Origin of the sequence: Nocardioides sp. LHD-245, from assembly GCF_030929495.1 — a bacterium.
Lineage (GTDB): Bacteria > Actinomycetota > Actinomycetes > Propionibacteriales > Nocardioidaceae > Nocardioides.
Window position 1 is genome coordinate 70,309 of sequence record NZ_JAVFWN010000017.1, and the last position, 22,905, is coordinate 93,213.

The following is a 22,905-nucleotide window of genomic DNA, read 5'->3' on the forward strand; positions in this document are numbered from 1 at the left end:
CCTCATGTCTGTGCTCGAGACCATCACCGGACCGCGTGACCTGCGGGCCCTGTCCGAGGACGAGCTCACCCAGCTGGCGGCCGAGATCCGGGACCTCCTGATCCGCACCGTCGCGACCAACACCGGTCATCTCGGGCCCAACCTCGGCGTGGTCGAGCTGACCCTCGGGATCCACCGCGTGTTCGACTCGCCGCGGGACAAGATCGTCTTCGACACCGGGCACCAGTCCTACGTCCACAAGCTCGTCACCGGTCGCGCCGCCGACTTCGGCACCCTGCGGCGCGAGGGCGGGCTCAGCGGCTACCCCAGCCAGGCGGAGTCCGAGCACGATCTGGTCGAGAACTCCCACGCCTCGACCGCGCTCAGCTACGCCGACGGCATCGCCAAGGCGTTCCGGATCCGCGGCGAGGACCGGCACACCGTGGCCGTCATCGGCGACGGTGCGCTCACCGGCGGTATGGCCTGGGAGGCGCTCAACAACATCGCGATCCAGCACGACTCGCGGCTCGTGATCGTCGTCAACGACAACGGCCGCTCCTACACGCCCACCATCGGCGGGCTCGCGACCGCGCTGACCAGCCTGCGCACCAACCCGCGCTACGAGACCGTGCTCGACATCGTCAAGCGCCGGCTCAACGCGGTGCCGGGTGTCGGCGCGGCGGCCTACGACGCGCTGCACGCGATGAAGAAGGGCCTCAAGGACGCGCTCGCGCCGCAGGGCCTCTTCGAGGACCTCGGGCTCAAGTACGTCGGCCCGGTGGACGGTCACGACCGCGCCGCCGTGGAGCAGGCGCTCGGGCAGGCCAAGCGCTTCGGCGGGCCGGTGATCGTGCACGCCATCACCCGCAAGGGCTTCGGCTACGACCCGGCCGAGCGGCACGAGGCCGACCAGTTCCACGCTCCCGGCCCCTTCGACGTGCAGACCGGCGCCGAGAAGCCCAAGGGCCCGATCTGGACCGACCACTTCGCCGACCACGTGGTGCGGATCGGTGAGCGCCGCCCCGACGTCGTGGCGATCACCGCCGCGATGATGCACCCGGTCGGCCTCGACAAGTTCCAGGACCGGTTCCCCGAGCGGACCTTCGACGTCGGCATCGCCGAGCAGCACGCCGCGACCTCCGCGGCCGGTCTCGCGATGGGCGGCCTGCACCCGGTGTTCGCCGTCTACGCCACCTTCCTCAACCGGGCCTTCGACCAGGTCCTGATGGACGTCGCCCTGCACCGCTGCGGCGTGACCTTCGTGCTCGACCGCTCCGGGGTGACCGGCGACGACGGCGCCAGCCACAACGGCATGTGGGACATGTCGCTGCTGCAGGTCGTCCCCGGCCTGCGGCTGGCTGCGCCACGCGACGTGACCCGGATGCGCGAGCTCCTCGACGAGGCCGTGGAGGTCGCCGACGCGCCCACCGTCGTCCGGTTCCCGAAGGGACCGCCGCCCGAGGACGTCCCGGCCGTCGACCGGGCCGGCGGCTGCGACGTCCTGGTCCGTGAGGGCGCCCGCGACGTGCTCGTGGTGTCGGTGGGCTCGATGGCCCCGGTCGCCGTCGACGTCGCCCAGCGCCTGGTCGCCCAGGGCATCGGCGTCACCGTCGTCGACCCGCGCTGGGTCAAGCCGGTCGACCCGGCCCTCGTCGATCTCGCTCGCACCCACCGCCGGGTGGTCACCATCGAGGACAACGGGGTGGTGGGCGGTGTCGGAGCGGTGCTGCTGCAGACCCTGGCAGCCGCCGACGTGCGCACGCCGGTGCGGATCCACGGCATCCCGCAGGAGTTCCTCGACCACGCGAAGCGGGCCGCGATCCTCGACCGGATCGGGCTCACGCCCGCGGTGATCGCCTTGGAGATCGTCCACGACATCGCCGCGGAGACCGTCCCGGAAGGACGGGCGCTCCTCGATGTCGACGGCCCGCGCTAGGACGCTCGTCCCCGCGCTGGCGCTGCTCCTGCTGCCGCTCACCGCCTGCTCCGACGACCCGCCGCCGCCGACGTCTTCGGACACCGGGTACGACGCCGTCAGCGTCCTGATGCAGCGCGCGCTCGACAAGCGGGCGCGCGGCCTGCGCACCCGCGACGTCGCCCGCTTCCGGCGCAGCCTGGATGCCGCCGACCACGGGCTGGTCGCCGAGCAGCAGACGTACTTCGACAACCTCGCCCAGCTGCCGGTCGGCGAGCTGCGCTACGAGGTCGCCGCGGACACGATCACCCCGGTCGAGGGGAGCGAGGACTACTGGGTCGAGGTGGTGCTCGTGCTCGGCCTCGACGGGTACGACGCCGCGCCGGCCCGCACCCGCGACCGGTTCCTGTTCACGCCCTCGCCCGGCGGCGGGCGTCTGGTGATCACCTCGACCACCGACCATGCCTGGGAGACCGCCCACCCCGGCAATGCCCAGCCCTGGGACCTCGGGCCGGTCCGCGTCGAGCAGTCCGTCGGCGTCCTGGGCATCTTCGACGACACCACCGTGCGGCACGCCGGCGCGGTGCTCGACGCCGCCGGGAACGGCCGCTACGACGTCCGGAGCGTCCTCGGCAGCACCGGCGACGGCGTCACCACCGGCGTGGTGGTCTACGCGTTGCGCGACCCCGCCTTCCTGCGCGGACTCGCGGACCAGACCGTGGGCGACCCCGACCGCGCGGACGGGCTGACCATCGCCGTGCCCGTCGACGGAACCGACGCCCGCAAGGGCGTCGCGTCCTATCGGATCTTCCTCAACCCGCGGGTCCTCGACCAGCAGGCCGGCGTGCTGGGCCGGCTGGTGCGTCACGAGCTCACCCACGCGACGCTCGGCGCCCGGGGACACGGCGCGCCGCTCTGGCTGAGCGAGGGCATCGCGGAGTACGTCTCGGTGCGGCCGATGGCGCCCACCCGACGCCGGCTCCCGGCGCGGGCGCTCGACATCGCCGCGACGGCGACCGCGCTGCCCGGCGCGGCCGAGTTCGGGGGCGGGGACGCCGAGGGCTGGTACGCCGTGTCGTGGTGGGTGTGCGAGTACATCGCCGGCACCTACGGCGCCCCGGTGCTCCTCCTGCTGCTCGACCGGCTCGCCGACGGCGCCGATCAGGCCCAGGTCGTCCCGGACGTTCTCGGCGTGACTCCTGCCCAGCTGGCCCAACGAGGTGTAGGACTGATGGAACGCACCTACTCGGGTTAGGAGTGCCATGAGTCTGTTCCGGATCAAGTCGGTCGAGCAGTCGATCGCCGACACCGACGAGCCCGACCACCGCCTGCGCAAGGACCTGTCGGCGCTCGACCTCACCGTGTTCGGCGTCGGCGTCATCATCGGAGCGGGCATCTTCGTGCTCACCGGCACGGTCGCGGCCAGCAACGCGGGCCCGGCGCTCGCCCTCAGCTTCGTGATCGCGGCCGTCGCGTGCGGGCTCGCGGCGCTCTGCTACGCCGAGCTCGCCTCGACGGTCCCGGTGGCCGGCAGCGCCTACACCTTCAGCTACGCGACGCTCGGCGAGCTCGTGGCCTGGATCATCGGCTGGGACCTCGTGCTCGAGTTCACCGTCGGCGCGGCGGCCCTCTCGACCGGATTCTCCGCCTACCTGCAGGAGGTCCTCGACATCGTCGGCGTCACCCTGCCGGCGCAGATCAGCTCCGCGGCCACGGGCGTCGTCGACCTCCCGGCGGTGGTGATCGCGCTGCTGGTCACCTTCCTGCTCATCCGGGGCACGAAGTTCTCCAGTCGGTTCAACCAGTTCGTCGTCGCGCTCAAGCTGGTCGTCGTCGCGGCGGTGATCGTGGTCGGCATCGCACACATCGACGTGAGCAACTGGACCCCGTTCATCCCGGACGCCCAGCCGGCTCCCGAGTCCGGCGGCGGCTTCGCCGACGTCCCGCTGATCACCAGCCTGCTCGGCCTCGAGCCCGCGGTCTTCGGCGTCGCCGGCGTGATCTCCGGCGCGGCGATCGTGTTCTTCGCCTTCATCGGCTTCGACATCGTGGCCACGACCGCCGAGGAGACGAAGAACCCCCAACGCGACGTCCCGATCGGCATCCTCGCCTCGCTGGCGATCGTGACCGTGCTCTACGCCGCGGTCAGCCTGGTCGTCACCGGGCTGCGCAGCTACCAGGACATCGACCCCGACAGCGCCGCCCCGCTCGCCGACGCCTTCCAGGCCTCCGGCGTCGACTGGATGCCCGACCTGATCTCGATCGGCGCCTGCGTCGGCCTGGTCGTGGTCGCGATGATCCTGATGCTCGGCCAGTCCCGGGTCGGCTTCGCGATGGCCCGCGATGGCCTGCTCCCACGCGCCCTGGCCAAGGTGCACCCCACCTGGGGGACGCCGTACCGGATCACGATCGTGACGGGCGTGGCGGTGGCCGCGCTCGCCGGCCTCGTCGACCTGAGCACGCTGGCCCACCTGGTCAACATCGGCACGTTGTTCGCGTTCATGCTCGTCAGCATCGGGGTCGTGGTGCTGCGGCGGACCCGTCCCGACCTGCCGCGCGGCTTCCGCACCCCGCTCGCGCCGGTCGTCGCCGCGGTGTCGACCCTGATGTGCTTCTACCTCATGCTCAACCTGACCGGTGACACCTGGATCCGGTTCCTGGCCTGGATGGCGATCGGCATCGTCGTCTACGCGGTCTACGGCCGCAGCCACAGCCGCCTGCAGCCGCCGCGGCCGGGGGAATAGGCTCTCCCGTGTGATCCCTTCGCCCCGGCTCGTCCACATCGTCGACGAGGTGCCCGAGCTCGACGGGGTGGAGAACCTCGCACTGGTGGTGGCGCTCGAGGGTTTCCTCGACGCCGGCAGCGCCGGCGCGCTGGCCTGCCAGCATCTGGTCCGCGCGGGCGCCTTCTCGGCCGACGGCGGCGGGGTCGTGGTCGCGACCTTCGACGTCGACCAGCTGCACGACTACCGTGCCCGCCGTCCGCCGCTGACCTTCGCCCGCGACCACTACGAGGCCTACGAGGCCCCGCGGCTGGTGGTCCGGATGCTGCGCGACGCCGGCGGGACGCCGTACCTCCTCCTGCACGGGCCGGAGCCCGACATCCGCTGGGAGGCGTTCTGCCGCGGTGTGCGCGAGGTCATCGAGCGCCTCGACGTCGCGCTGGTCGTGTCGATGGGCTCGGTGCCGATGGCGGTGCCGCACACCCGGCCGATCGCGATCACCCACCACGCCAACAATCCCGACCTGCTCACCGGGACCAGCCCGTGGCGCGGCGAGCTGCGGGTGCCGAGCAGCGCCCAGGCCCTGCTCGAGGTCCGCCTCGGCGAGTGGGGCCACGACGCGCAGGGCTTCGTCGCGCACGTGCCGCACTACCTCGCCCAGCTCGACTACCCGCGCGCCTCGGTGTTCCTGCTCGAGCAGGTCGAGCTGGCCGCCCGGCTCACCGTCGACCTCGACGAGCTGCGCGCCGCAGCCGACGAGCGCGAGGAGGAGATCGGGCGCTACCTGTCCGCCAACAGCGAGGTGCAGGACGTCGTGACCGCGTTGGAGCAGCAGTACGACACCTTCGCGCGCGCCGAGGAGGAGGGCAGCAGCCTGCTCGCCGAGGACGAGCCGTTGCCGACCGGCGAGGAGATCGGCCGGCAGTTCGAGCAGTTCCTGGCCGGCCTCGAGGGACCCGACGAGACGGGAGGCGCATCGTGAGCGCCCGGGGGATGGGGGAGGCGACCCGCAAGCTGGTCTCGCTGCTCGACCTCGAGCAACTCGACACCGACCTCTTCCGCGGCCAGCAGCCCGAGACCATCCGGCAGCGGGTCTACGGCGGCCAGGTCGCCGCCCAGGCCCTGATCGCCGGGACCCGGACGGTCGACGAGGGCATGCACGTGCACTCGCTGCACTCCTACTTCCTGCTGCCCGGCGACTACACCGTGCCGATCATCTACGACGTCGAGCGGATCCGCGACGGCAGGTCCTTCGCCACCCGGCGGGTGCTCGCGCGCCAGCACGGCCGGCCGATCTACTACCAGTCGCTCAACTTCCAGCGTGCCGAGGAGGGGCTCGAGCACCAGGACGCGATGCCCCAGGTCAAGGCGCCCGAGGAGGGCCTGGACCTGATGGCGCTGATGGCCGACCGCGGCGCCGACGACGGGCTGAGCAAGGAGTGGGCGGCCCTCGACGTGCGCTGGCTCGGCAGCTCGGCCCACGGCATGGAGCCGGACCCGATGCACCCGGCGCAGACGCAGGTGTGGATCCGGGTCGACGGCCGGCTGAGCGACGACCCCACCGAGCATCTCGCCACGTTCACCTACGCCAGCGACGTGTCGCTGCTCGGCGCGACGCTCGCCGCGCACCCGGAGCACGGCCCCCACAAGGTGCAGATGGCCTCGCTCGACCACACCATCTGGTTCCACCGGCCGTTCCGGGCCGACGAGTGGTGGCTCTACGACCAGTGGTCCCCGTCGGCCAGCGGCGGACGGGGCCTCGCGCTGGGCCGGATCTTCACCCAGGACGGGACCCTCGTCGCCACGGTCGCCCAGGAGGGACTGATCCGGCCGCGTCGCTAGAGCGCGGTCGTGCGGCCCAGCAGGTGGGGGGCACCGGTCTTCGGGTTCACCAGCGTGAAGTCCCAGCCGGTGGAGTTGGCCTCGGCGCCGAACCGCGCCTTGCCGGGCAGGAAGATCGGCTTCTTGAACGCGACCTCGACCCGGACCGCGTCGGGCAGCCGGTTCTCCAGCGCCGCGATGCAGCGGGCCTTGCTCCACATGCCGTGGGCGATGTGGCGCGGGAAGCCGAGCGCCTTGGCCGTCAGCGGGTAGAGGTGGATCGGGTTCCGGTCCCCGGACACCGCGCCGTAGCGGCGGCCGAGGTCGCCGGGCAGGCTCCACACCGGACCCTTGGCGTCGATCGCGGCGAGCGCGATCCCGGGGTCACCGCCCTCCTTGTCGCCCTTCCCGACCCGCAGGTACGTCGACACAGACTCCCACACGACCTCGCCGTCCACGGTGCCGGTGACGTTCATGTCCCAGGCGCGGCCCTTGGTGCTGGCCCGCAGGTTGTCGGCCGTCAGTGACAGCGACACGGTCTCGCCGACCGCCACCGGACGATGCTGGACGATGGTGTTCTCCAGGTGCACCGAGCCGATGGCCGGGAAGGGGAACCTCGGGTCGGTCATCAGCTGCAGGTGCAGCGGGAAGGCCAGCATGTGCAGGTAGGGCACCGGCGCGACGTCGCGGTTCGGGAAGCCGCACACGGCGGCGTACCGCTCGACCTCCGAGCGTTCCACGAGGACGTCGTCGCGCGACAGCGTCAGGTCCGGGAGCGCGCCGCCGGTCTTCTTGATGCCGGGGAGCTGGTTCACGCCGGGGACCGCGGGCAGCGCGGCCTTGAGCATCACGGGGAGGGCCATGCCACCCATGATCAGGCCCCCAGCATCATCTGGCCGCAGACCCGCACGACGTTGCCGTTGACGGCGGTCGAGGCGGGGGAGGCGTACCAGGCGATGGTCTCGGCGACATCGACCGGCAGGCCGCCCTGGGACATCGCGTTGAGGCGCTGGCCGACCTCGCGGGTCGCGAACGGCACGGCCGCGGTCATCTGGGTGATGATGAAGCCCGGCGCGACGGCGTTGATCGTGATCCCGTCCTTCAGCTTCTCGCTGAGCGAGTCGACGAAGCCGATGACGCCGGCCTTGGAGGCGGCGTAGCTGGTCTGGCCCAGGTTGCCGGCGATGCCCGCGATCGACGCGACGCCGATGATCCGGCCGTTGTCGTTGATGACGTCCTGGGCGAGCAGCTCGGTGGTGATCCGCTCCGGCGCCTCCAGATTGATCTGCAGCACCTTGCCGAAGCGCTCCGGGGTCTGGTTGGCGAGCTTCTTGTCCATCGTCACGCCCGCGTTGTGCACGACGATGTCGACGCCGCCGTGCTTCTCCTTCAGGTGATGGGCCATCCGCTGCGGGGCGTCGGCCGCGGTGATGTCGAGGGTGAGCCAGTCGCCGTCGAGCTCCTTCATCACCTGCACCAGGCCGTCGGCGGCCTGGGGGACGTCGAGGCCCACGATCGTCGCGCCGTCGCGGTGCAGCACCCGAGCGATCTCCTCGCCGATGCCGCGGCTGGCGCCGGTCACGAAGGCGACCTTGCCCTCGAGTGGCCGGGTCCAGTCGGTGAGTGCGGAGCCGTGGGTCTCGGCGTGGGCACCGATCCGGACGACCTGGCCCGAGACGTACGCCGACTTGGGGCTCAGCAGGAAGCCGAGCGTCGAGAGGACCGAGTCCTCGTAGCCCTCGGCGACGTAGACCAGCTGGACGGTGCCACCCTTGCCGACCTCCTTGCCGAGGCTGCGGGTGAAGCCCTCGAGCGCACGCTGGGCGATCCGCTCGCTGCCCTCGACCAGGCCGGGCGGCGTGCCGAGCACGACGATGCGGGCACAGCTCTTCAGACTGCGCAGCACGGGAGTGAAGAAGGCCTGGAGCTCGACCAGCTCCTCGACCGTGCTGATGCCGGTGGCGTCGAAGACCAGGCCCTTGTACGTCGCGCCCTCGGCCTGGCCGCTCACCGAGTCGATGCCGAGGACGTCGAGCAGACCGGGCAGCGACTCGGCCAGCCGACCGCGGCCGCCGACGAGAACGGTGCCGTCCACCAGCGGGGCGCCGGCCGTGTAGCGGTCCAGCTTGGTCGGGTTCGGCAGTCCGAGGTTCTTGACGAGGAGCCTGCCGATCGGGGAGCTCACGAAGCCCTGGTACTTGTCAGTCATGTGCACTATGTAACTAGATGTGTAACTCTGAGTCCACATTTCGTGATCTCGCCCTCAAAGGGTTCTCCGGAGGGGGCGGCTGAGTGAGGATTGATCCATGACCGAGACCGTTCGTCGCGCCGCCGTACTCGGCGGTAACCGCATTCCGTTCGCCCGCTCCAACGGCGCGTACGCCACCGCCTCCAACCAGGAGATGCTGACCGCCGCGCTCGACGGCCTCGTGGCCCGTTTCGGGCTGGAGGGTGAGCGTCTGGGCGAGGTCGCCGGCGGTGCCGTGCTCAAGCACAGCCGGGACTTCAACCTGGTCCGCGAGTCCGTGCTCAGCACCCGCCTGGCCCCCGAGACCCCGGCCGTCGACCTGCAGCAGGCCTGCGGCACCGGTCTCCAGGCGATCAACTACATCGCCAACAAGATCAAGCTGGGCCAGATCGACTCCGGCGTCGGGGGCGGCGTGGACACCACCTCGGACGCACCTGTCGCGATCTCCGAGAAGCTGCGCAAGAAGCTGATCCAGCTCAACAACGCGCGCTCCGCCAAGGACCGCCTCGCGATCCTGGCGAGCCTCCGCCCCGGCGACATCGGCCTCGCGATCCCGTCCAACGGCGAGCCGCGCACCAAGCTCTCCATGGGCGAGCACCAGGCGCTGACCGCCCTGGAATGGCAGATCACCCGCGAGGCCCAGGACGAGCTGGCCGTCGCCTCGCACCACCACCTCGCGGCGTCGTACGACGAGGGCTGGCAGGACGACCTGATCTCGCCGTTCCGCGGCCTGGAGCGCGACAACAACCTGCGGGCCGACTCGTCCCTGGAGAAGCTCGCCAAGCTCAAGCCCGTCTTCGGAAAGGGGGAGGCGGCCACCATGACCGCGGCCAACTCGACGCCGCTGACCGACGGCGCCTCCGCCGTCCTGCTCGGCTCCGAGGAGTGGGCGGCCGCGCACGGTCTCGAGGTGCTCGCCTACTTCGTCGACTCCGAGGTCGCCGCCGTCGACTTCGTCAACGGCGCCGAGGGCCTGCTGATGGCGCCGGCGTACGCCGTGCCGCGGATGCTCGCGCGCAACGGCCTCACCCTGCAGGACTTCGACTTCTACGAGATCCACGAGGCCTTCGCCTCGCAGGTCCTCTCGACGCTCGCCGCGTGGGAGAGCCCGGTCTTCTGCAAGGAGCGTCTCGGCCTCGACGCGCCGCTCGGCTCGATCGACCGCGCCAAGCTCAACGTCAAGGGCTCCTCGCTCGCCGCGGGCCACCCGTTCGCCGCGACCGGCGGCCGGATCGTGGCCAACACGGCCAAGCTCCTCCAGGCCAACGGCGGCGGCCGGGCGCTGATCTCGGTCTGCGCGGCCGGCGGCCAGGGCGTCGTCGCCATCATGGAGCGCTGACCTTCCGTACGCCGAACGGCCCGTCCCTGCGCGCGAGGGACGGGCCGTTCGGCGTATGAGCTCAGGGGGTGACGAGCGCGAGCGCCGAGCGCACCAGGTAGGAGCGGACCTGCTCCGCCGAGATCTGCCCGACCGTCGGGATGCCGGGTGCCGCCTCGCTGACCAGGATGCCGAGCCGGGCCAGCTGCAGTGCGCCGAGGCCGCTGGCGTAGAGCGCGTTGGCCAGCAGCACGGGGTCGTCGCTGAGGTCGAAGGCACCCTCCTTGACCCCCTGCGTGAGGGTGTCGGACAGCACGGTCAGGCACGACGTGATGCCGCGGCCGAGCCGGAACAGCGGGCCCTCCGCGATCTCGTCGAGCAGCTCGTCGCCCGGCCGGACCATGAGTGCCTGGGCGCAGTCGACGAACGCCGGGTGCGCGACGCCGTAGTCGACGAACGAGCCCACGATCCGCTCCAGCCGCTCGCCCGGCGAGCCCTCGCTCGCGGCGGCCCGGGCCATCGCGTCGTGCAGCTCCTCGAGGTAGCCGACCAGGGTGAGCGCGAACAGCTCCTCCTTGCCGGTGAAGTGCCGGTAGACGATCGCCCGGTTGATCCCGACGGCGCTGGCGATCTCCTCGATCTGGACGTCGCGCACGCCCTTGGAGTCGAAGATCTGGCGGGTCGCGGTGATGATCTCCGCCTGGCGTGCCTTGCGGCGCGCGGCCGCCGCTCTGCGGCGCCCATCGGTGGCTGGTGCGTTCGTCGCCATGGGATGAGTGTACGAGATGTGCAACTCGGTGTTGCAACAGCTGTGACGAGATCGAGACGCTTCAGAGCAGGGACCGTACCGTCTCGATCGTGTCCGCCTCGTCGGCGGACTTGTCGTCGCGGTAGCGCACCACCCGGGCGAAGCGCAGGGCCAGGCCGCCGGGATAGCGGGTGGAGCGTTGCAGGCCGTCGAAGGCGATCTCGACGACCTGTTCGGGCCGCACGGTGACGACCCAGCCGTCGTCGTCCACCTGGAGCTCGCGGAAGCGCTCGGTCTGCCAGGCGAGCATCTGGTCGGTCATGCCCTTGAAGGTCTTGCCGAGCATCACGAACCCGGTGGGCGAGGACGGGTCGCGGGCGCCGAGGTGGATGTTGGAGAGCCAGCCGCGGCGGCGGCCGGAGCCGTGCTCGACGGCGAGGACGACCAGGTCGAGGGTGTGCACCGGCTTGACCTTGACCCAGGCCGCGCCGCGGCGGCCGGCGTCGTACCCGGCGTCGGCGGACTTCACCACGACGCCCTCGTGGCCCGACGCCAGGACGGCCGAGGTGAACGCCGTGGCCTCGGCGACGTCGGTGCCGATCCAGCGCTGCACCCGGTGCTCGGCCGGGACCAGGTCCTCGAGGATCCGCCAGCGCTCGTGGGCGGGCCGGTCGATGAGGTCGGTGCCGTCGAGGTGCAGGACGTCGAAGAAGTACGGCGTCACGGCGGCGCCGCCCGCCACGACCTCGGTGGCGGCGCGGGATGCCGTCTCCTGGAAGGGGCGGGGGCGGCCGTCGGCGGCCAGCGACAGCGCCTCGCCGTCGAGCACCACCCGGGTGGCGGGCAGGGCGCGGGCGATCGCGACGACCTCGGGCAGCCGGTGGGTGATGTCGTCGAGGCTGCGGGTGGCCACGACGACGTCGTCGCCCGAGCGGTGCACCTGGATCCGGATGCCGTCGAGCTTGGCGTCGACGCCGACCAGGCCGGAGCCGGCGCCGGCGGCCTTCGCGACGGCGGCGTCGACGTCCGGCGCGGAGGAGGCGAGCATCGGCAGGACCGGGCGGCCGACGGTCAGGCCGACCCCGGCGAGGGCGTCGGTGCCGGCGAACGCGGCGTCGACGACGTACGTCGAGCCGCCGGCCAGCATCGCCGCCCGCCGGACCGCGGACAGGGGCACCTCGGCGGCAGCCGCGAGGGCCTCGGTCACGACCGCCTCGAGGGCGCCCTGGCGGACCTCGCCGACGGCGACGGCGCGCAGCCACTCCTGCTCGGGCGCGGTCGCGCGGCCGAACAGGTCGGCGACCGCGGCACCGCGCAACCCGGCGGAGCCGGGCCCGGCCAGCAGCGACATCGCCGCGAACGCGGCGTCGACCTCGCCGACCTCCAGCGTGGACGCGGGCGCGGGGGAGGGCAGGGACTGGAGGCCCCGCCAGCCGAGCCCGGTACGGCGCTGGCGGAGTCGCCCGCCGAGGTAGTGGGCGACGAGGGCGCGCTCGCCGGGGTCGGCGGCGAGCAGCAGCTCGCTGATCAGCCGGGTCTTCTCCTTGCGCGAGCGCGTCGCGGCGACCCGGCGGGAGACGTCGACGAGGTCGCGGAGCAGCATCGGCTCAGCGGGAGGCTTCCAGCGACGCCGCGGTCACGGCGCCGTCGATGACCTGCTCGTAGATCAGGTCGAGGTCGAGAGCCTCGGCGCTGGTGCCGGACAGGTCGCCGAAGTAGCCGGCGACCTCCAGCGACACGAAGCCGTGCAGCGAGGCGAAGAGCGCCATCGCGCTCTGCAGCAGTCGGTCGTCCGAGAGGCCCGCGGAGCGGACCATGACGGCCAGCGCCTCGATCGCGTCGAGCGCCGCCGTGAAGAACGCCTCGCGGTCGATCGGCGGCCGGGTGAGGGCGGCGTAGCGCTGCGGGTGGCTGCGGGCGAAGGCGCGCAGGGCGTGGCTGAGGGCGCGCAGGCCGTCGATGCCGGCGTGGCCCATGGCTGCGGCGCGGACGTGCTCGCCGAGCAGGCGCATCGCGCGGACCTGGATCAGCGCCCGCAGGTCCTCGAGGTTCGCGACGTGGTTGTAGAGCGAGGACACCCGGGCCTCGAGCTCGGCCGCGAGCGAGGTCATCGTGAGTGCGTCGTACCCGTCGCGGTCGACGAGCCGGTCCGCCGCCTGGAGCACCGCCTCCTGGTCGAGGCGGGTCCGGCGACCGCGGGTGGTGTCGATGCTCAACTGCCCTCCGGAGCCTGAGGATGTGCGTTCCGAACGAAAGGGATTCGTCCTTGCGCGAGAGAGCCTAGTCCGTCGCGAGCCGAAGCGCAGCGCGCCGCGCGTCGCCGTACAGTGCTGCGATGACCTCCCCGGCCGCCGAGGCCACGCCCGACGCGACCCGGGCCTGGCAGCCGGGGCGTCCCGTCCCGGTCGGCGCGCTGCTGCGTCAGCAGCGCCGCGGGGCCGGCGACCCGACCCACCGGCTGGCGGTCGCGGGGCGGCACTGGCGGGCGACGCGGACCCCTCAGGGGGTGGCCGCGCTCGCCGTCTCCGAGCAGGACCGCGACGGCCTGGTCGCCGCGTCCGCGTGGGGTCCGGGCGCCGGTTGGGCGCTCGACCAGCTGCCCGCGCTGCTCGGCGACCTCGACGACTGGTCCGGCTTCGAGCCCCGGCACCCGGTGCTGGCCGAGGCGCGGCGACAGCACCCGCATCTGCGACAGGGCCGCACCGGACTCGTCCTGGAGTCGCTGGTGCCCGCGATCATCGAGCAGAAGGTGACCGGTCAGGAGGCCTTCTCCTCCTTCCGGGCCCTCGTCCGGCGGCACGGTACGCCGGCGCCGGGCCCCGGGGCCGCCCACGGCCTGATGGTCCCGCCCGACGCGGCGACCCTGCGACGGATCCCGTCGTGGGAGTGGCTGCGCCTCCACATCGACCCGGCGCGCAGCCGGACGGTGGTCCTGGCCGCCCAGCGTGCCGATGCGCTGGAGCGAGAGGACGCACCGACCGGGGAGCTGACGGGGGAGGAGCTGGAGCGGAGGCTGCGGACCCTGCCGGGGATCGGGGTGTGGACCGCGGCGGAGGTGCGGCAGCGGACGCTCGGCGACCCGGACGCCGTGTCCTTCGGCGACTACCACGTCGCCAAGGACGTCGGCTGGGCGCTGGAGGGCCGCCTGTTCGACGACGCGGAGCTGGCCCGCTACCTGCGCCCGTGGGCGGGCCAGCGGGGTCGGGTGCCGTTCCTCGTGGCGGCGGCGCGGCTGCACCGACCGCGGCGCGGCCCGCGGATGGCGCCCCGTCGTCACCTCGGGCACCGTGACCAAATGGCGTGATAAGTGTTACACCGAGCAACAGGCAGTCGCGGGGGCGGTCGGGTTCGGAGCCCCGGTGTGGCAGGCAGGGGTACGTATGGGAGGGCCGGGAGCGGTGTTTGCCGTCGTGGGCCATGACGTCGGGCGGGTCACGCCCGTTGTCGGGGGCATGGACGACGTGAGGCGGGCGCGCGGATGAGCGCGGTGGCCGCCGGAGGACGTTCCCTCCTCGACAACATGACCGGCCGGTTCCGCGCGGGCGTGGTCACGACCGGAGAGCTCGTGAAGCTCGCGGTGGAGTCCATCCAGTGGGGCTTCTCCGACATCGTCGCGCGGCGCTTCTCGTGGTCCGAGTTTCTCCTGCAGTGCTGGTTCATGACCCGGGTCTCGCTGCTGCCGACCATCCTGGTGGCCATCCCCTTCGGCGTCATCACCTCCGTCCAGATCGGAGCGGCGGCCAACCAGATCGGCGCCCAGTCCTTCATCGGCGCGGTCAACGGCATCGGTGTGCTCCGGCAGGGCGCGCCGCTCGTGACGTCCCTGATGATCGCCGGCGCCGTCGGCTCCGCGGTCTGCGCGGACCTGGGCGCCCGCACCGTGCGCGAGGAGATCGACGCGCTCAAGGTCATGGGCATCTCGCCGATCCAGCGACTGGTCGCACCCCGGATCCTCGCCGCGCTCGTCGTATCGCTGCTGCTCACCGTGATCGTCGCGATGACGGCGATGATGACGGCCTTCGTCATCGTGGTCGGCGGGGGCCAGATCTCGTCCGGCACCTATCTCGACTCGTTCGTCGGCCTGGCCCAGCCGGGCGACCTGGTGCTCGCGGAGCTCAAGGGCCTCATCTTCGGCTTCGTCGCGATCATCGTCTGCGCCCACAAGGGGTTGAGTGCGCGCGGCGGTCCCAAGGCCGTCGCCGACGCCGTCAACCAGGCCGTCGTCCTCAGCGTGATCCTGCTCGCCGTGATCAACGTCGGCCTGACCCAGGCCTACGTCATGCTCTTCCCCGGAGGTGCCTGATGTCCGAGGTCCAGCTCGGTCGCGGACTCGGGGCGCGGGTCTCCGACGCCGTCGTCGGCCTCGTCGATGCCGTGATGAGCACGCTCGCGATGTTCGGCTCCTTCGTGAGCTTCGCCGGCAAGGTCTTCCGCGAGATCCCGGCGACCCTCGCCCTCTATCCCAAGGAGGTGCTGCGCCAGATCAAGGACATCGCCTGGGGCAGCGGCGCCCTCCTGGTCGGCGGCGGCACCGTCGGCGTGATGATCCTGCTGTCCGTCGCCGCCGGCACGTCGATCGGCATCGAGGGCTTCAACGGTCTCGAGATCGTCGGCCTCGCCCCGCTGACCGGCTTCATCTCCGCGAGCGTCAACACCCGCGAGCTCGCGCCGCTGATCGCGGCGCTGGCCCTCGGTGCCCAGGTCGGCTGCCGGTTCACCGCCCAGATCGGCTCGATGAAGATCCACGAGGAGATCGACGCCCTCGAGGTGATGGCGGTCAGCGCGGTGCGCTACGTCTGCACCACGCGCGTGATCGCCTGCATGGTCGCGATCCTGCCGCTCTACCTGATCGGCCTGATCGGCAGCTATGTCGCCTCCCAGCTCTCGGTCGTGGTCCTGTTCGGGCAGTCGCCCGGTCAGTACGACCACTACTTCTCGACCTTCATCCAGCCCAGGGACATCGTCTTCTCGATCGTCAAGATCCTGATCTTCTCCCTGACCGTCGCACTGATCCACTGCTGGTACGGCATGCGGGTCGCCGGCGGCCCGCAGGCGGTCGGCGAGGCCACCGGCACCGGCATCCGGGCCAGCATCGTGTCCATCGTCGTGCTCGACATGGTCCTCACCCTGGTGTTCTGGGGCGGCGACCCGGGCTTCCGGATCTCGGGGTGAGGTGAGGACATGGCACGCGAGGTCTCCCGCAACGAACTGGCCCGCCGCGGCCTGATCGCGCTCGTCGCGCTCGCCGTCATCGGTGCGTTCATCACGCTGCGCAGCAACGGCACGTTCGGCTCCCGGCCGCAGGTCACCGCCGAGGTCGCCAACGCCGGCGGCGCGCTCCGCACCGGCTCCGACGTCAAGATGAACGGCGTCATCGTCGGCAAGGTGTCCCGGATCAGCCGGGCCGCCTCCGGCGGCGTCACCGTCGACATGGAGATGTCGAAGCAGGACCTGGACGTCGTACCCGGCAACGTCGTGGCGCGCATCCTGCCGGCGACCGTCTTCGGCACCACCTTCGTCGATCTGGTGGTGCACGGAGCCGCGTCGGGCGAGCTGAAGGCCGGCGCCGAGGTCCCGGCCGACAGCACCCAGGAGACGCTGGAGCTGCAGCAGGCCCTCGACGACATCGACCGCCTGGTCAAGGCGCTCGGCCCGGCCGAGCTCGCCTCCGCGATCGGCTCGGCCGCCGAGGCACTCGACGGCCGCGGCGGCCGGATCGGGGCCACCGTCCGTACCCTCAACGGCTACCTCGACCGGATCAACCCGCGGATGCCGCAGGTCCGCGAGGACCTGGAGGCGCTCGCCTCGACGACCCGCCTCGTCGACGAGATCGCGCCGGCCCTCCTCGACGCGACCGACGACGTCCTCGTCACGCTGCACACGATCGTCACCCAGGAGGCGGCCATCACGGCGCTGATCAGCGGAGGCACCAACCTGGCCCGCACGTCACGGGGCTTCCTGGAGAAGAACCAGCAGAAGCTGGTGGACTTCATCAACGGCTCGGCCGTCCTGCTGGACGCGGTCTACGACAACCGCAAGGCCGGCATCACCGACGCGCTGGCCGTCAACATCCTGCTCGGCACGACCCTGCCGCAGGCCGTGCGGGGCGGCTTCGTCAGGACCGACGGCACGCTCCGCCTCTCGCCCCCGCCGTACTACACCAGCGGCCAGCGGCCGGCGTACCGCACCGGCAGCACCGACCCGGCCGGCGTCGGCCGGCTGTGGGGGGAGGGCCGATGACCGGACTGCGCTCGATCGCGATCAAGTTCGCCGCCTTCGCGGTGGTCAGCGGCCTGATGCTGCTCCTGCTGGTCAACACCATGCAGAACGGCGTCAGCGGCGGCACCCACGAGTTCACGGCCGAGTTCGCCGACGTCAGCGGGCTGCGCGTCGGCGACGACGTCAAGGCGGCCGGAGTCCGGGTCGGCCAGGTCAAGGGCATCGAGGCGACCGCCGACGGCGCCGAGATCAAGGTCGAGGTGGTCGACGACCAGCCGTTGCTCGACTCCACCAAGCTGGTCATGCGCTACCAGAACCTGCTCGGCCAGCGGTACATCTCGCTGGTCCAGGGCGCCCAGCGGGGTGGCGAGCTGAAGGACGGCGCCACGATCCCGGTCGCCCGCACCGACCCGGGCTTCGACCTGACCGGCCTGCTCAACGGCTTCCGGCCCCTGTTCAAGGTGCTCCAGCCCGGTGACGTCAACCAGCTGGCGACCTCGCTGATCAAGGTCCTCCAGGGCGAGGGCGGCACCGTCGAGCAGCTGCTCCAGCAGACCGGCCAGCTCAGCAACTTCCTCGCGGACCGCGACGCGGTGATCGGCGAGGTGATGACCAACCTCAAGCCGGTGCTCGACAACATCGCCGGGAAGGGCGACGAGCTCTCCCAGACCGTCGCCGAGCTGCGCGGCCTGATGACCGGGCTCGCCGAGGACCGCAGGTCCATCGGCGCCTCGATCGACGGGGTGAGCCGCCTCGTCGGCGCGACCAGCTCGCTGCTCAAGGAGGTCAAGGTGCCCCTCACGAAGACCACGGACCGGCTGGTCACGGTCGCGGACATGTTCGAGCGGTCCCGCAAGAGCCTGGTGGAAGCGATCCCGGCGTTCACGACCGTGTTCGACTCGCTGGGACGCGCGACGTCGTACGAGAACGCGCTCAACGTGTACGTGTGCTCGCTCTCGATCGCGCTGACCGAGAACGGCTCCGGCATCAACCCGGTCGGCAACAACGGGCCCTGGTCGGCGGCGTGCCGATGAAGCCCATGAACGAGCGGAACCCGCTGCGTGTCGGCATCGTCACCCTCGTGATCCTCGGCCTGGTGGGTGTGGCCGTGATCGTGCTCAGCGTCAGCACCTTCGGCACGAAGACGTACACCGCGGTCCTCGAGCACACCGCGGGCCTGCGCCAGGGCGAGGACGTCCAGGTGCACGGCGTGATCTCCGGCGAGGTGACCGGCATCGAGCTCCAGAAGGACCACGTCCTGGTCACCTTCGCCCTCGACTCCGGGATCAGCCTGGGCGAGCGGTCGTCGGCGACGGTCAAGGTCGCGACCCTGCTCGGCACGCACTACCTGGAGGTCGACCCGAACGGGTCCGGCAGCCTCGCCGGCGGCCAGATCCCGCTCGAGCGGACGTCGGTGCCCTACAACCTGCAGGACGTCATCGAGGAGGGCTCCGAGGCGCTCGGCGAGCTCGACCCGGAGCTGCTCGCCCAGGCACTGACCGCCATGGCCGGCACGCTCGGCGCGAGCAAGGAGGAGATCGGCCCGGCGCTCGAGGGCGTGGCCCGGCTCTCCGAGGTCGTCTCGAAGCGGTCCGACCAGGTCGGCGACCTGCTGGAGTCCACCCGGAAGGTCACCGACCAGCTCTCGGCCAGCAGCCAGGACATCGTCGGCCTGATGAAGCAGACCAACCTGGTCGTCAGCGAGATCACGGCCCGCCGGGAGGCCATCCACCGGCTGCTGGTGGAGACCACGGACCTCTCCAAGGCCCTCACCGCGATCGTGAAGTCGACCGACGGCAAGCTCGAGCCGGCCCTGACGGACGTGCGGGCAGTGCTCGACACGCTCAACAGCCAGGACAAGCAGCTGACCAAGCTGCTGGAGCAGATGGCTCCCGCGCTGCGCTACGTCGCCAACGCGACCGGCAGCGGGCCCTACCTGCCGCTCTACGTCAAGCCGCCGGCGATTCCGGCCGACGACACCACCTGCAAGCTGGAAGGGACGTGCCAGCGATGAGCCGTGCTCTCCACAGGCGTGCCCTGCGCGCCGCTGCCGCGGTCGTCGCCACCGTCGCGGTCCTCGGCACCACCGGGTGCGGTCTGGTCGGCGGGGCGGACAAGATGACCGTGAAGGCCTACTTCGCCGACGCCGCCGGCCTCTTCGTCGGCAATGACGTCGGCGTCCTCGGCGTCACCATCGGGTCCATCTCCGCGATCGAGCCCGCGGGCGACAAGGTCCTGGTGACCATGGAGATCGACGCGGACCAGCCGGTGCCGGCCGATGCCGGGGCCGTCGTGGTGGCCCGGTCGGTCGCCACCGACCGGTACGTCGAGCTGACACCCGTCTACCGCGAGGGCGCGAAGCTGCGGGACGATGCGACCATCGCGCTGGACCGCACCCGGACGCCGGTCGACTTCGACCAGGTGCTGGAGTCGCTCAACGACTTCGCCACGGGCATCGGCGGCAACGCCGAGACGACCAAGGCCGTCCAGCAGTTCATCGATGCCGGTGCCGAGGCTCTGCAGGGCCGTGGCCCGCTGCTCAACCAGACGATCCACGCGCTCGCCGACGGCGTCGACGGGATCGCCAGCCACCGCGAGGACATCGCGGCGACCCTGCGCTCTCTCGACGTCCTGCTGACCACGATCTCCGCCAACGAGGACACCGCCCGCACCTTCATCCAGCAGGTGTCCCAGGCGTCCCAGCTGCTCGCGGACGAGCGGGGCAACTTCCAGAAGGCCCTGCGGTCGCTCGACAAGGCGGTCACGACCGTCGCGAGGTTCGCGGTCGACAACCGCGAGTCGATCGTCGCCAGCCTCGACGGCTCGACCACGCTGATGAACACCCTGCTGAGCAAGCAGGACCAGCTCGCCGAGATCCTCCGCGTGATGCCGCTGGCGCTGCAGAACCTGCAGCTGGTGCAGGGCGATCGTCTCCCGGTCCGGATCGACCCGCTGATCCTCGACCCGCTGGGTGGACTCCTGCAGCAGGTCTGCCAGGGCCTGCTGGGGCCGCTGTGCAACATCATCAACGGCACGCAGCCGGGATCGTGAGGCAACGGTGACTGCGATGACTGCGATGAGCACGCGGGCCGGCGTCGCGACCCTGCTCGCCCTCGTGCTGGGCGTGCTGTCGGCCTGCAGCACGACGATGCGCGACCTGCCCGTCCCGGGCACGGGGGTCGCGGGCGACACGATCGAGATCGAGGCGCAGTTCGACGACGCCCTCAACCTCGCGGTGGGTGCGCCGGTGAAGGTCAACGGCGTCGACATGGGCAAGGTCAAGTCGATCGAGCCCGACGACTTCACCGCCCGCGCGACGCTGACCGTGAAGAAGGACGCGACGGTGCGGGAGGGCGCCCAGGCGCGGCTGCGTTACACGACTCCGCTCGGCGAGCTCTTCGTCGACGTCACCAACCCGGCCACCGGCCCGGAGCTCGCCGACAAGGCCGTGCTGGGCCGCGAGAGCACTCGGACCGCGCCGTCCGTCGAGGACGCCCTGGCCCAGGCCTCGCTGCTCGTCAACGGCGGTGGCCTGGACCAGCTGCAGACCGTCACCGAGGAGCTGAACACCGCGCTGAGCGGCAACGAGGCGGACTACCGGGCCCTGCTCGACAAGGCGTCCGTCTTCCTCACCCAGGCCAACGCGACCACCCAGGCGATCGACGGGGTCCTGTCCTCGATGAACTCGCTGTCGACGACCTTGAACGGCCGCAAGAAGACCATCAACCGGGCGCTCAAGGAGATCCGGCCGGCAGCCAAGGTGCTGCGGGAGAAGACCCCCGCGTTCACCGAGCTGCTCGCGGAGGTGGAGAAGTTCAGCGGGGCCGCCAACGACACCGTGGCCAAGACCCGCACCCAGCTGCTCAGCATGCTCAGCGAGCTGGAGCCGGTGCTGGCGGAGTTCGCCGCCAACAACGGCACCTTCGAGAAGTCGCTGCAGGCGGTGACCCAGGCGTCCGGCTCGGCGGACGCGGTCATCGGCACCGACTACCTCAACATCGCGCTCGAGCTGCACGTCGACAACCTCAACATCGACGGGCTGCTCACCGGTGCCGTCAACGGCCTGGTCACCGACCTGCTCGACCTGATCGGCCTCGGCGACCTGCTGCCCGGACTGCTGGGCGGTGGCAAGGCGGGTGGCAAGGCCACGAACGGCGCGGGTACCCCGCCCGCCGTGCCCGCCCCGGGCGGCGCGGGCACGGCGTCCGACCCGCTCGGGCTCAACGGCCTGCTCGGCGCACTGTTCGGACGGGGGGCCTGAGATGGTGAGGAAGATCCTGGGCGACCGGCTCTACCTGAGCCTCGCCGGCATCCTCGTGGTGCTGGTCGTGACGACGGCCTACATCTTCGCGGCGGTCCTCGACCAGCCGCTGACCTCACGGCCGGTCGAGGTGAAGGTGCAGCTCGCGCAGACCGGCGGCCTGTTCGAGGGCTCGGTGGTGACCTACCGTGGCATCAAGGTCGGCAAGGTCCGCTCGATCGTGCCGTCGGCCGAGGGGGTCGAGGCCACGATCGCGATCACCACGGGGACCGAGATCCCGAAGGACTCACTGGCCCGGGTGCGCAGCCTCTCGCCGGTCGGCGAGCAGTACCTCGACTTCCAGCCCAAGCAGGCGACGGGTCCCTATCTCGCGACCGGCGACGTCGTACCCGCCGAGTCGACCGACCTGCCCAAGAGCCTCAGCTCGACGGTGGTCGCGGTCAACAACGTGCTGCGCCAGATCGACGACAAGAAGCTGCGGATCGTCCTCGGCGAGCTGAGCACCGGCCTGAAGGGCACGGGAGACGACCTCGGCCAGATCCTCGACCAGGGCAGCGCCATCCTCCAGACCCTCGACGAGGTGTGGCCCGAGACCGACCGGGTCATCGGAAACGCCGGCAGCGTGCTGTCCATCGCGACCGACAACGCCGACTCGCTGCGCCGGCTCGCGACCTCCGCCCGGCAGTTCGCCAGGTTCCTGCGCGACTACGATCCGGAGCTGCGTGACCTGCTGAAGCGGGGCCCCGGCCAGCTCGACGACCTGGTCAAGCTGGTCGAGGACGCCAACCAGGTGCTGCCCGGGTTCTTGTCGACAGGGGTAAGTTTCACCGACGTGTTCCGTTCCTACGAGCCCCACCTGCGGAGTCTGCTGCAGAACTACTCGCCAGGGCTCAGGTCCCTGCTGTCGAAGGTCCGCGACGGTGAGCTGCGGATCGAGCTGATCCCCGACATGGACCCGCGGTGCAGCTACGGCACCACGCGCCTCGACCCCAAGCGGACCGAGCGCCGGGCGCTGCAGAAGGACGGCCGCTGCGATGCCTCCTTCGCCACGCTCCAGCGCGGTGCCGCGCACGCCCCGGGGCCGGTGCGGTGACCCGGGAGTCCCGGTCCGGCACGCTGCTCGTCGCGCTGGTCGCGGCCCTGGTCGCCAGCCTCGCGGTCATCGGCTGGCTGGTCGCCCAGGAGCGGGGAGCCGGCGACGACCTCGCCGACGCCCGGTCGCGGGCGCAGGCGCTCACGGCGCAGGACGACGCGGAGAAGGCGGCGCTCGAGGCGGCGAAGGAGGTGCTGGTCCAGATCACGACGTACTCGTGGAAGGACGGCGAGCACGACTTCGCCTGGCTCGACAAGATCGCCAACACCGAGCTGAAGGACAAGCTCGCGCCCAATGTCGGCGACCTCCAGAAGGCGATCGTCGACGGCAGGGCCACCGCGAAGGGGCAGGTCGTCGACGCGGTGGGACGTGCGATCGACGACAGCCAGGTCGAGGTGCTCGCGTTCGTGGACCAGGCCATCACCGACGAGACCAACGCCGACGTGAAGATCGAGGAGCAGCGCGTCAGCATGACGATGAGGCTCGTCGACGGCAGCTGGCTGGTCGACCGGCTCGAGCTGCTCAGCGGCACCAACAACGGCGAGGCCGCCCCGTAGCGCGCGAGACCACCCACCTCGCT

21 protein-coding genes are annotated in these 22,905 nt (G+C 71.4%); 16 read left to right on the forward strand and 5 right to left on the reverse strand.

Going from position 1 to position 22,905, the window contains the following annotated elements:
* Positions 1-4: 4 nt before the first annotated feature.
* From dxs to RB608_RS23095, 5 genes are read left to right on the forward strand one after another with little or no spacing between them, the layout of a single operon-like run.
* Positions 5-1,915, forward strand: coding sequence for a 1-deoxy-D-xylulose-5-phosphate synthase (gene dxs, locus RB608_RS23075; RefSeq protein WP_308090415.1), 1,911 nt, complete (start codon positions 5-7; stop codon positions 1,913-1,915).
* Positions 1,896-3,149 carry a hypothetical protein gene (locus RB608_RS23080; protein WP_308090416.1) on the forward strand — a complete coding sequence of 418 codons (1,254 nt, stop codon included), beginning with the start codon at positions 1,896-1,898 and terminating at the stop codon, positions 3,147-3,149. Before dxs ends, RB608_RS23080 begins: the two co-directional genes overlap by 20 nt.
* 7 nt (positions 3,150-3,156) lie before the next feature.
* Positions 3,157-4,638 (forward strand): amino acid permease, encoded by a 1,482-nt coding sequence (locus RB608_RS23085; protein WP_308090418.1) that lies wholly within the window; start codon positions 3,157-3,159, stop codon positions 4,636-4,638.
* Positions 4,639-4,648: 10 nt separating this feature from the next.
* On the forward strand, positions 4,649-5,599 hold the full coding sequence (locus tag RB608_RS23090; RefSeq protein ID WP_308090419.1) for a PAC2 family protein: 951 nt from the start codon (positions 4,649-4,651) through the stop codon (positions 5,597-5,599).
* Positions 5,596-6,459 carry an acyl-CoA thioesterase II gene (locus tag RB608_RS23095; protein WP_308090420.1) on the forward strand — a complete coding sequence of 288 codons (864 nt, stop codon included), beginning with the start codon at positions 5,596-5,598 and terminating at the stop codon, positions 6,457-6,459. The genes RB608_RS23090 and RB608_RS23095 overlap by 4 nt, the downstream gene beginning before the upstream one ends.
* Here the strand turns inward: RB608_RS23095 and RB608_RS23100 are convergent.
* Both RB608_RS23100 and RB608_RS23105 read right to left on the reverse strand, forming a co-directional pair.
* Positions 6,456-7,301 (reverse strand): MaoC/PaaZ C-terminal domain-containing protein, encoded by an 846-nt coding sequence (locus tag RB608_RS23100; RefSeq protein ID WP_308090421.1) that lies wholly within the window; start codon positions 7,299-7,301, stop codon positions 6,456-6,458. The two genes, RB608_RS23095 and RB608_RS23100, sit on opposite strands and share 4 nt — an antisense overlap.
* 11 nt (positions 7,302-7,312) lie before the next feature.
* Positions 7,313-8,647 (reverse strand): 3-oxoacyl-ACP reductase, encoded by a 1,335-nt coding sequence (locus RB608_RS23105; protein WP_308090422.1) that lies wholly within the window; start codon positions 8,645-8,647, stop codon positions 7,313-7,315.
* Positions 8,648-8,744: 97 nt separating this feature from the next.
* Between RB608_RS23105 and RB608_RS23110 the strand changes: the two genes are divergently transcribed.
* Complete coding sequence (locus tag RB608_RS23110) at positions 8,745-10,025, forward strand: acetyl-CoA C-acetyltransferase (RefSeq protein WP_308090423.1); 1,281 nt, start codon at positions 8,745-8,747, stop codon at positions 10,023-10,025.
* Between the two features lie 61 nt (positions 10,026-10,086).
* On the opposite strand, the gene RB608_RS23115 is transcribed toward RB608_RS23110, so the two are convergent.
* From RB608_RS23115 to RB608_RS23125, 3 genes are all read right to left on the reverse strand, one after another.
* Positions 10,087-10,773, reverse strand: coding sequence for a TetR/AcrR family transcriptional regulator (locus RB608_RS23115; RefSeq protein WP_308090424.1), 687 nt, complete (start codon positions 10,771-10,773; stop codon positions 10,087-10,089).
* A 61-nt stretch (positions 10,774-10,834) separates the two neighbouring features.
* Positions 10,835-12,355 (reverse strand): ATP-dependent DNA ligase, encoded by a 1,521-nt coding sequence (locus RB608_RS23120; RefSeq protein ID WP_308090425.1) that lies wholly within the window; start codon positions 12,353-12,355, stop codon positions 10,835-10,837.
* 4 nt (positions 12,356-12,359) lie between these two features.
* Positions 12,360-12,968 (reverse strand): WHG domain-containing protein, encoded by a 609-nt coding sequence (locus tag RB608_RS23125; protein WP_308090426.1) that lies wholly within the window; start codon positions 12,966-12,968, stop codon positions 12,360-12,362.
* A gap of 119 nt (positions 12,969-13,087) precedes the next feature.
* On the opposite strand from RB608_RS23125, the gene RB608_RS23130 reads away from it, so the two are divergent.
* From RB608_RS23130 to RB608_RS23175, 10 genes are all read left to right on the forward strand, one after another.
* On the forward strand, positions 13,088-14,056 hold the full coding sequence (locus RB608_RS23130; protein WP_308090427.1) for a DNA-3-methyladenine glycosylase 2 family protein: 969 nt from the start codon (positions 13,088-13,090) through the stop codon (positions 14,054-14,056).
* Between the two features lie 174 nt (positions 14,057-14,230).
* Positions 14,231-15,055 carry an ABC transporter permease gene (locus tag RB608_RS23135; RefSeq protein ID WP_308090428.1) on the forward strand — a complete coding sequence of 275 codons (825 nt, stop codon included), beginning with the start codon at positions 14,231-14,233 and terminating at the stop codon, positions 15,053-15,055.
* A complete protein-coding gene (locus RB608_RS23140) occupies positions 15,055-15,924 on the forward strand; it encodes an ABC transporter permease (RefSeq protein ID WP_308090429.1) in 870 nt (289 codons plus the stop codon). The genes RB608_RS23135 and RB608_RS23140 overlap by 1 nt, the downstream gene beginning before the upstream one ends.
* A gap of 9 nt (positions 15,925-15,933) precedes the next feature.
* A complete protein-coding gene (locus tag RB608_RS23145) occupies positions 15,934-16,992 on the forward strand; it encodes an MlaD family protein (protein ID WP_308090430.1) in 1,059 nt (352 codons plus the stop codon).
* Positions 16,989-18,005: an MlaD family protein gene (locus RB608_RS23150; RefSeq protein WP_308090431.1), complete on the forward strand. Its 1,017-nt coding sequence runs from the start codon at positions 16,989-16,991 to the stop codon at positions 18,003-18,005. Before RB608_RS23145 ends, RB608_RS23150 begins: the two co-directional genes overlap by 4 nt.
* A 5-nt stretch (positions 18,006-18,010) precedes the next feature.
* Positions 18,011-18,985 (forward strand): MlaD family protein, encoded by a 975-nt coding sequence (locus tag RB608_RS23155; protein WP_308090432.1) that lies wholly within the window; start codon positions 18,011-18,013, stop codon positions 18,983-18,985.
* A complete protein-coding gene (locus RB608_RS23160) occupies positions 18,982-20,022 on the forward strand; it encodes an MCE family protein (protein WP_308090433.1) in 1,041 nt (346 codons plus the stop codon). Before RB608_RS23155 ends, RB608_RS23160 begins: the two co-directional genes overlap by 4 nt.
* Positions 20,023-20,047: 25 nt before the next feature.
* Entirely contained in the window at positions 20,048-21,232 is a 1,185-nt protein-coding gene (locus RB608_RS23165) for an MCE family protein (RefSeq protein WP_308090434.1), read from the forward strand.
* Position 21,233: 1 nt separating this feature from the next.
* A complete protein-coding gene (locus RB608_RS23170) occupies positions 21,234-22,325 on the forward strand; it encodes an MlaD family protein (protein WP_308090435.1) in 1,092 nt (363 codons plus the stop codon).
* Positions 22,322-22,882: a hypothetical protein gene (locus tag RB608_RS23175; protein WP_308090436.1), complete on the forward strand. Its 561-nt coding sequence runs from the start codon at positions 22,322-22,324 to the stop codon at positions 22,880-22,882. Before RB608_RS23170 ends, RB608_RS23175 begins: the two co-directional genes overlap by 4 nt.
* Positions 22,883-22,905 lie beyond the last annotated feature (23 nt).

What these genes read in the sequence shown, in the direction of transcription:
- dxs (WP_308090415.1), top strand. Translation starts at nt 5, where the DNA reads ATGTCTGTGCTCGAGACCATCACCGGACCGCGTGACCTGCGGGCCCTG.
- RB608_RS23080 (WP_308090416.1), top strand. Translation starts at nt 1,896, where the DNA reads ATGTCGACGGCCCGCGCTAGGACGCTCGTCCCCGCGCTGGCGCTGCTC.
- RB608_RS23085 (WP_308090418.1), top strand. Translation starts at nt 3,157, where the DNA reads ATGAGTCTGTTCCGGATCAAGTCGGTCGAGCAGTCGATCGCCGACACC.
- RB608_RS23100 (WP_308090421.1), bottom strand. Translation starts at nt 7,301, where the DNA reads ATGGCCCTCCCCGTGATGCTCAAGGCCGCGCTGCCCGCGGTCCCCGGC.
- RB608_RS23105 (WP_308090422.1), bottom strand. Translation starts at nt 8,647, where the DNA reads ATGACTGACAAGTACCAGGGCTTCGTGAGCTCCCCGATCGGCAGGCTC.
- RB608_RS23110 (WP_308090423.1), top strand. Translation starts at nt 8,745, where the DNA reads ATGACCGAGACCGTTCGTCGCGCCGCCGTACTCGGCGGTAACCGCATT.
- RB608_RS23115 (WP_308090424.1), bottom strand. Translation starts at nt 10,773, where the DNA reads ATGGCGACGAACGCACCAGCCACCGATGGGCGCCGCAGAGCGGCGGCC.
- RB608_RS23120 (WP_308090425.1), bottom strand. Translation starts at nt 12,355, where the DNA reads ATGCTGCTCCGCGACCTCGTCGACGTCTCCCGCCGGGTCGCCGCGACG.
- RB608_RS23130 (WP_308090427.1), top strand. Translation starts at nt 13,088, where the DNA reads ATGACCTCCCCGGCCGCCGAGGCCACGCCCGACGCGACCCGGGCCTGG.
- RB608_RS23135 (WP_308090428.1), top strand. Translation starts at nt 14,231, where the DNA reads ATGAGCGCGGTGGCCGCCGGAGGACGTTCCCTCCTCGACAACATGACC.
- RB608_RS23140 (WP_308090429.1), top strand. Translation starts at nt 15,055, where the DNA reads ATGTCCGAGGTCCAGCTCGGTCGCGGACTCGGGGCGCGGGTCTCCGAC.
- RB608_RS23145 (WP_308090430.1), top strand. Translation starts at nt 15,934, where the DNA reads ATGGCACGCGAGGTCTCCCGCAACGAACTGGCCCGCCGCGGCCTGATC.
- RB608_RS23150 (WP_308090431.1), top strand. Translation starts at nt 16,989, where the DNA reads ATGACCGGACTGCGCTCGATCGCGATCAAGTTCGCCGCCTTCGCGGTG.
- RB608_RS23155 (WP_308090432.1), top strand. Translation starts at nt 18,011, where the DNA reads ATGAACGAGCGGAACCCGCTGCGTGTCGGCATCGTCACCCTCGTGATC.
- RB608_RS23160 (WP_308090433.1), top strand. Translation starts at nt 18,982, where the DNA reads ATGAGCCGTGCTCTCCACAGGCGTGCCCTGCGCGCCGCTGCCGCGGTC.
- RB608_RS23165 (WP_308090434.1), top strand. Translation starts at nt 20,048, where the DNA reads ATGAGCACGCGGGCCGGCGTCGCGACCCTGCTCGCCCTCGTGCTGGGC.
- RB608_RS23170 (WP_308090435.1), top strand. Translation starts at nt 21,234, where the DNA reads ATGGTGAGGAAGATCCTGGGCGACCGGCTCTACCTGAGCCTCGCCGGC.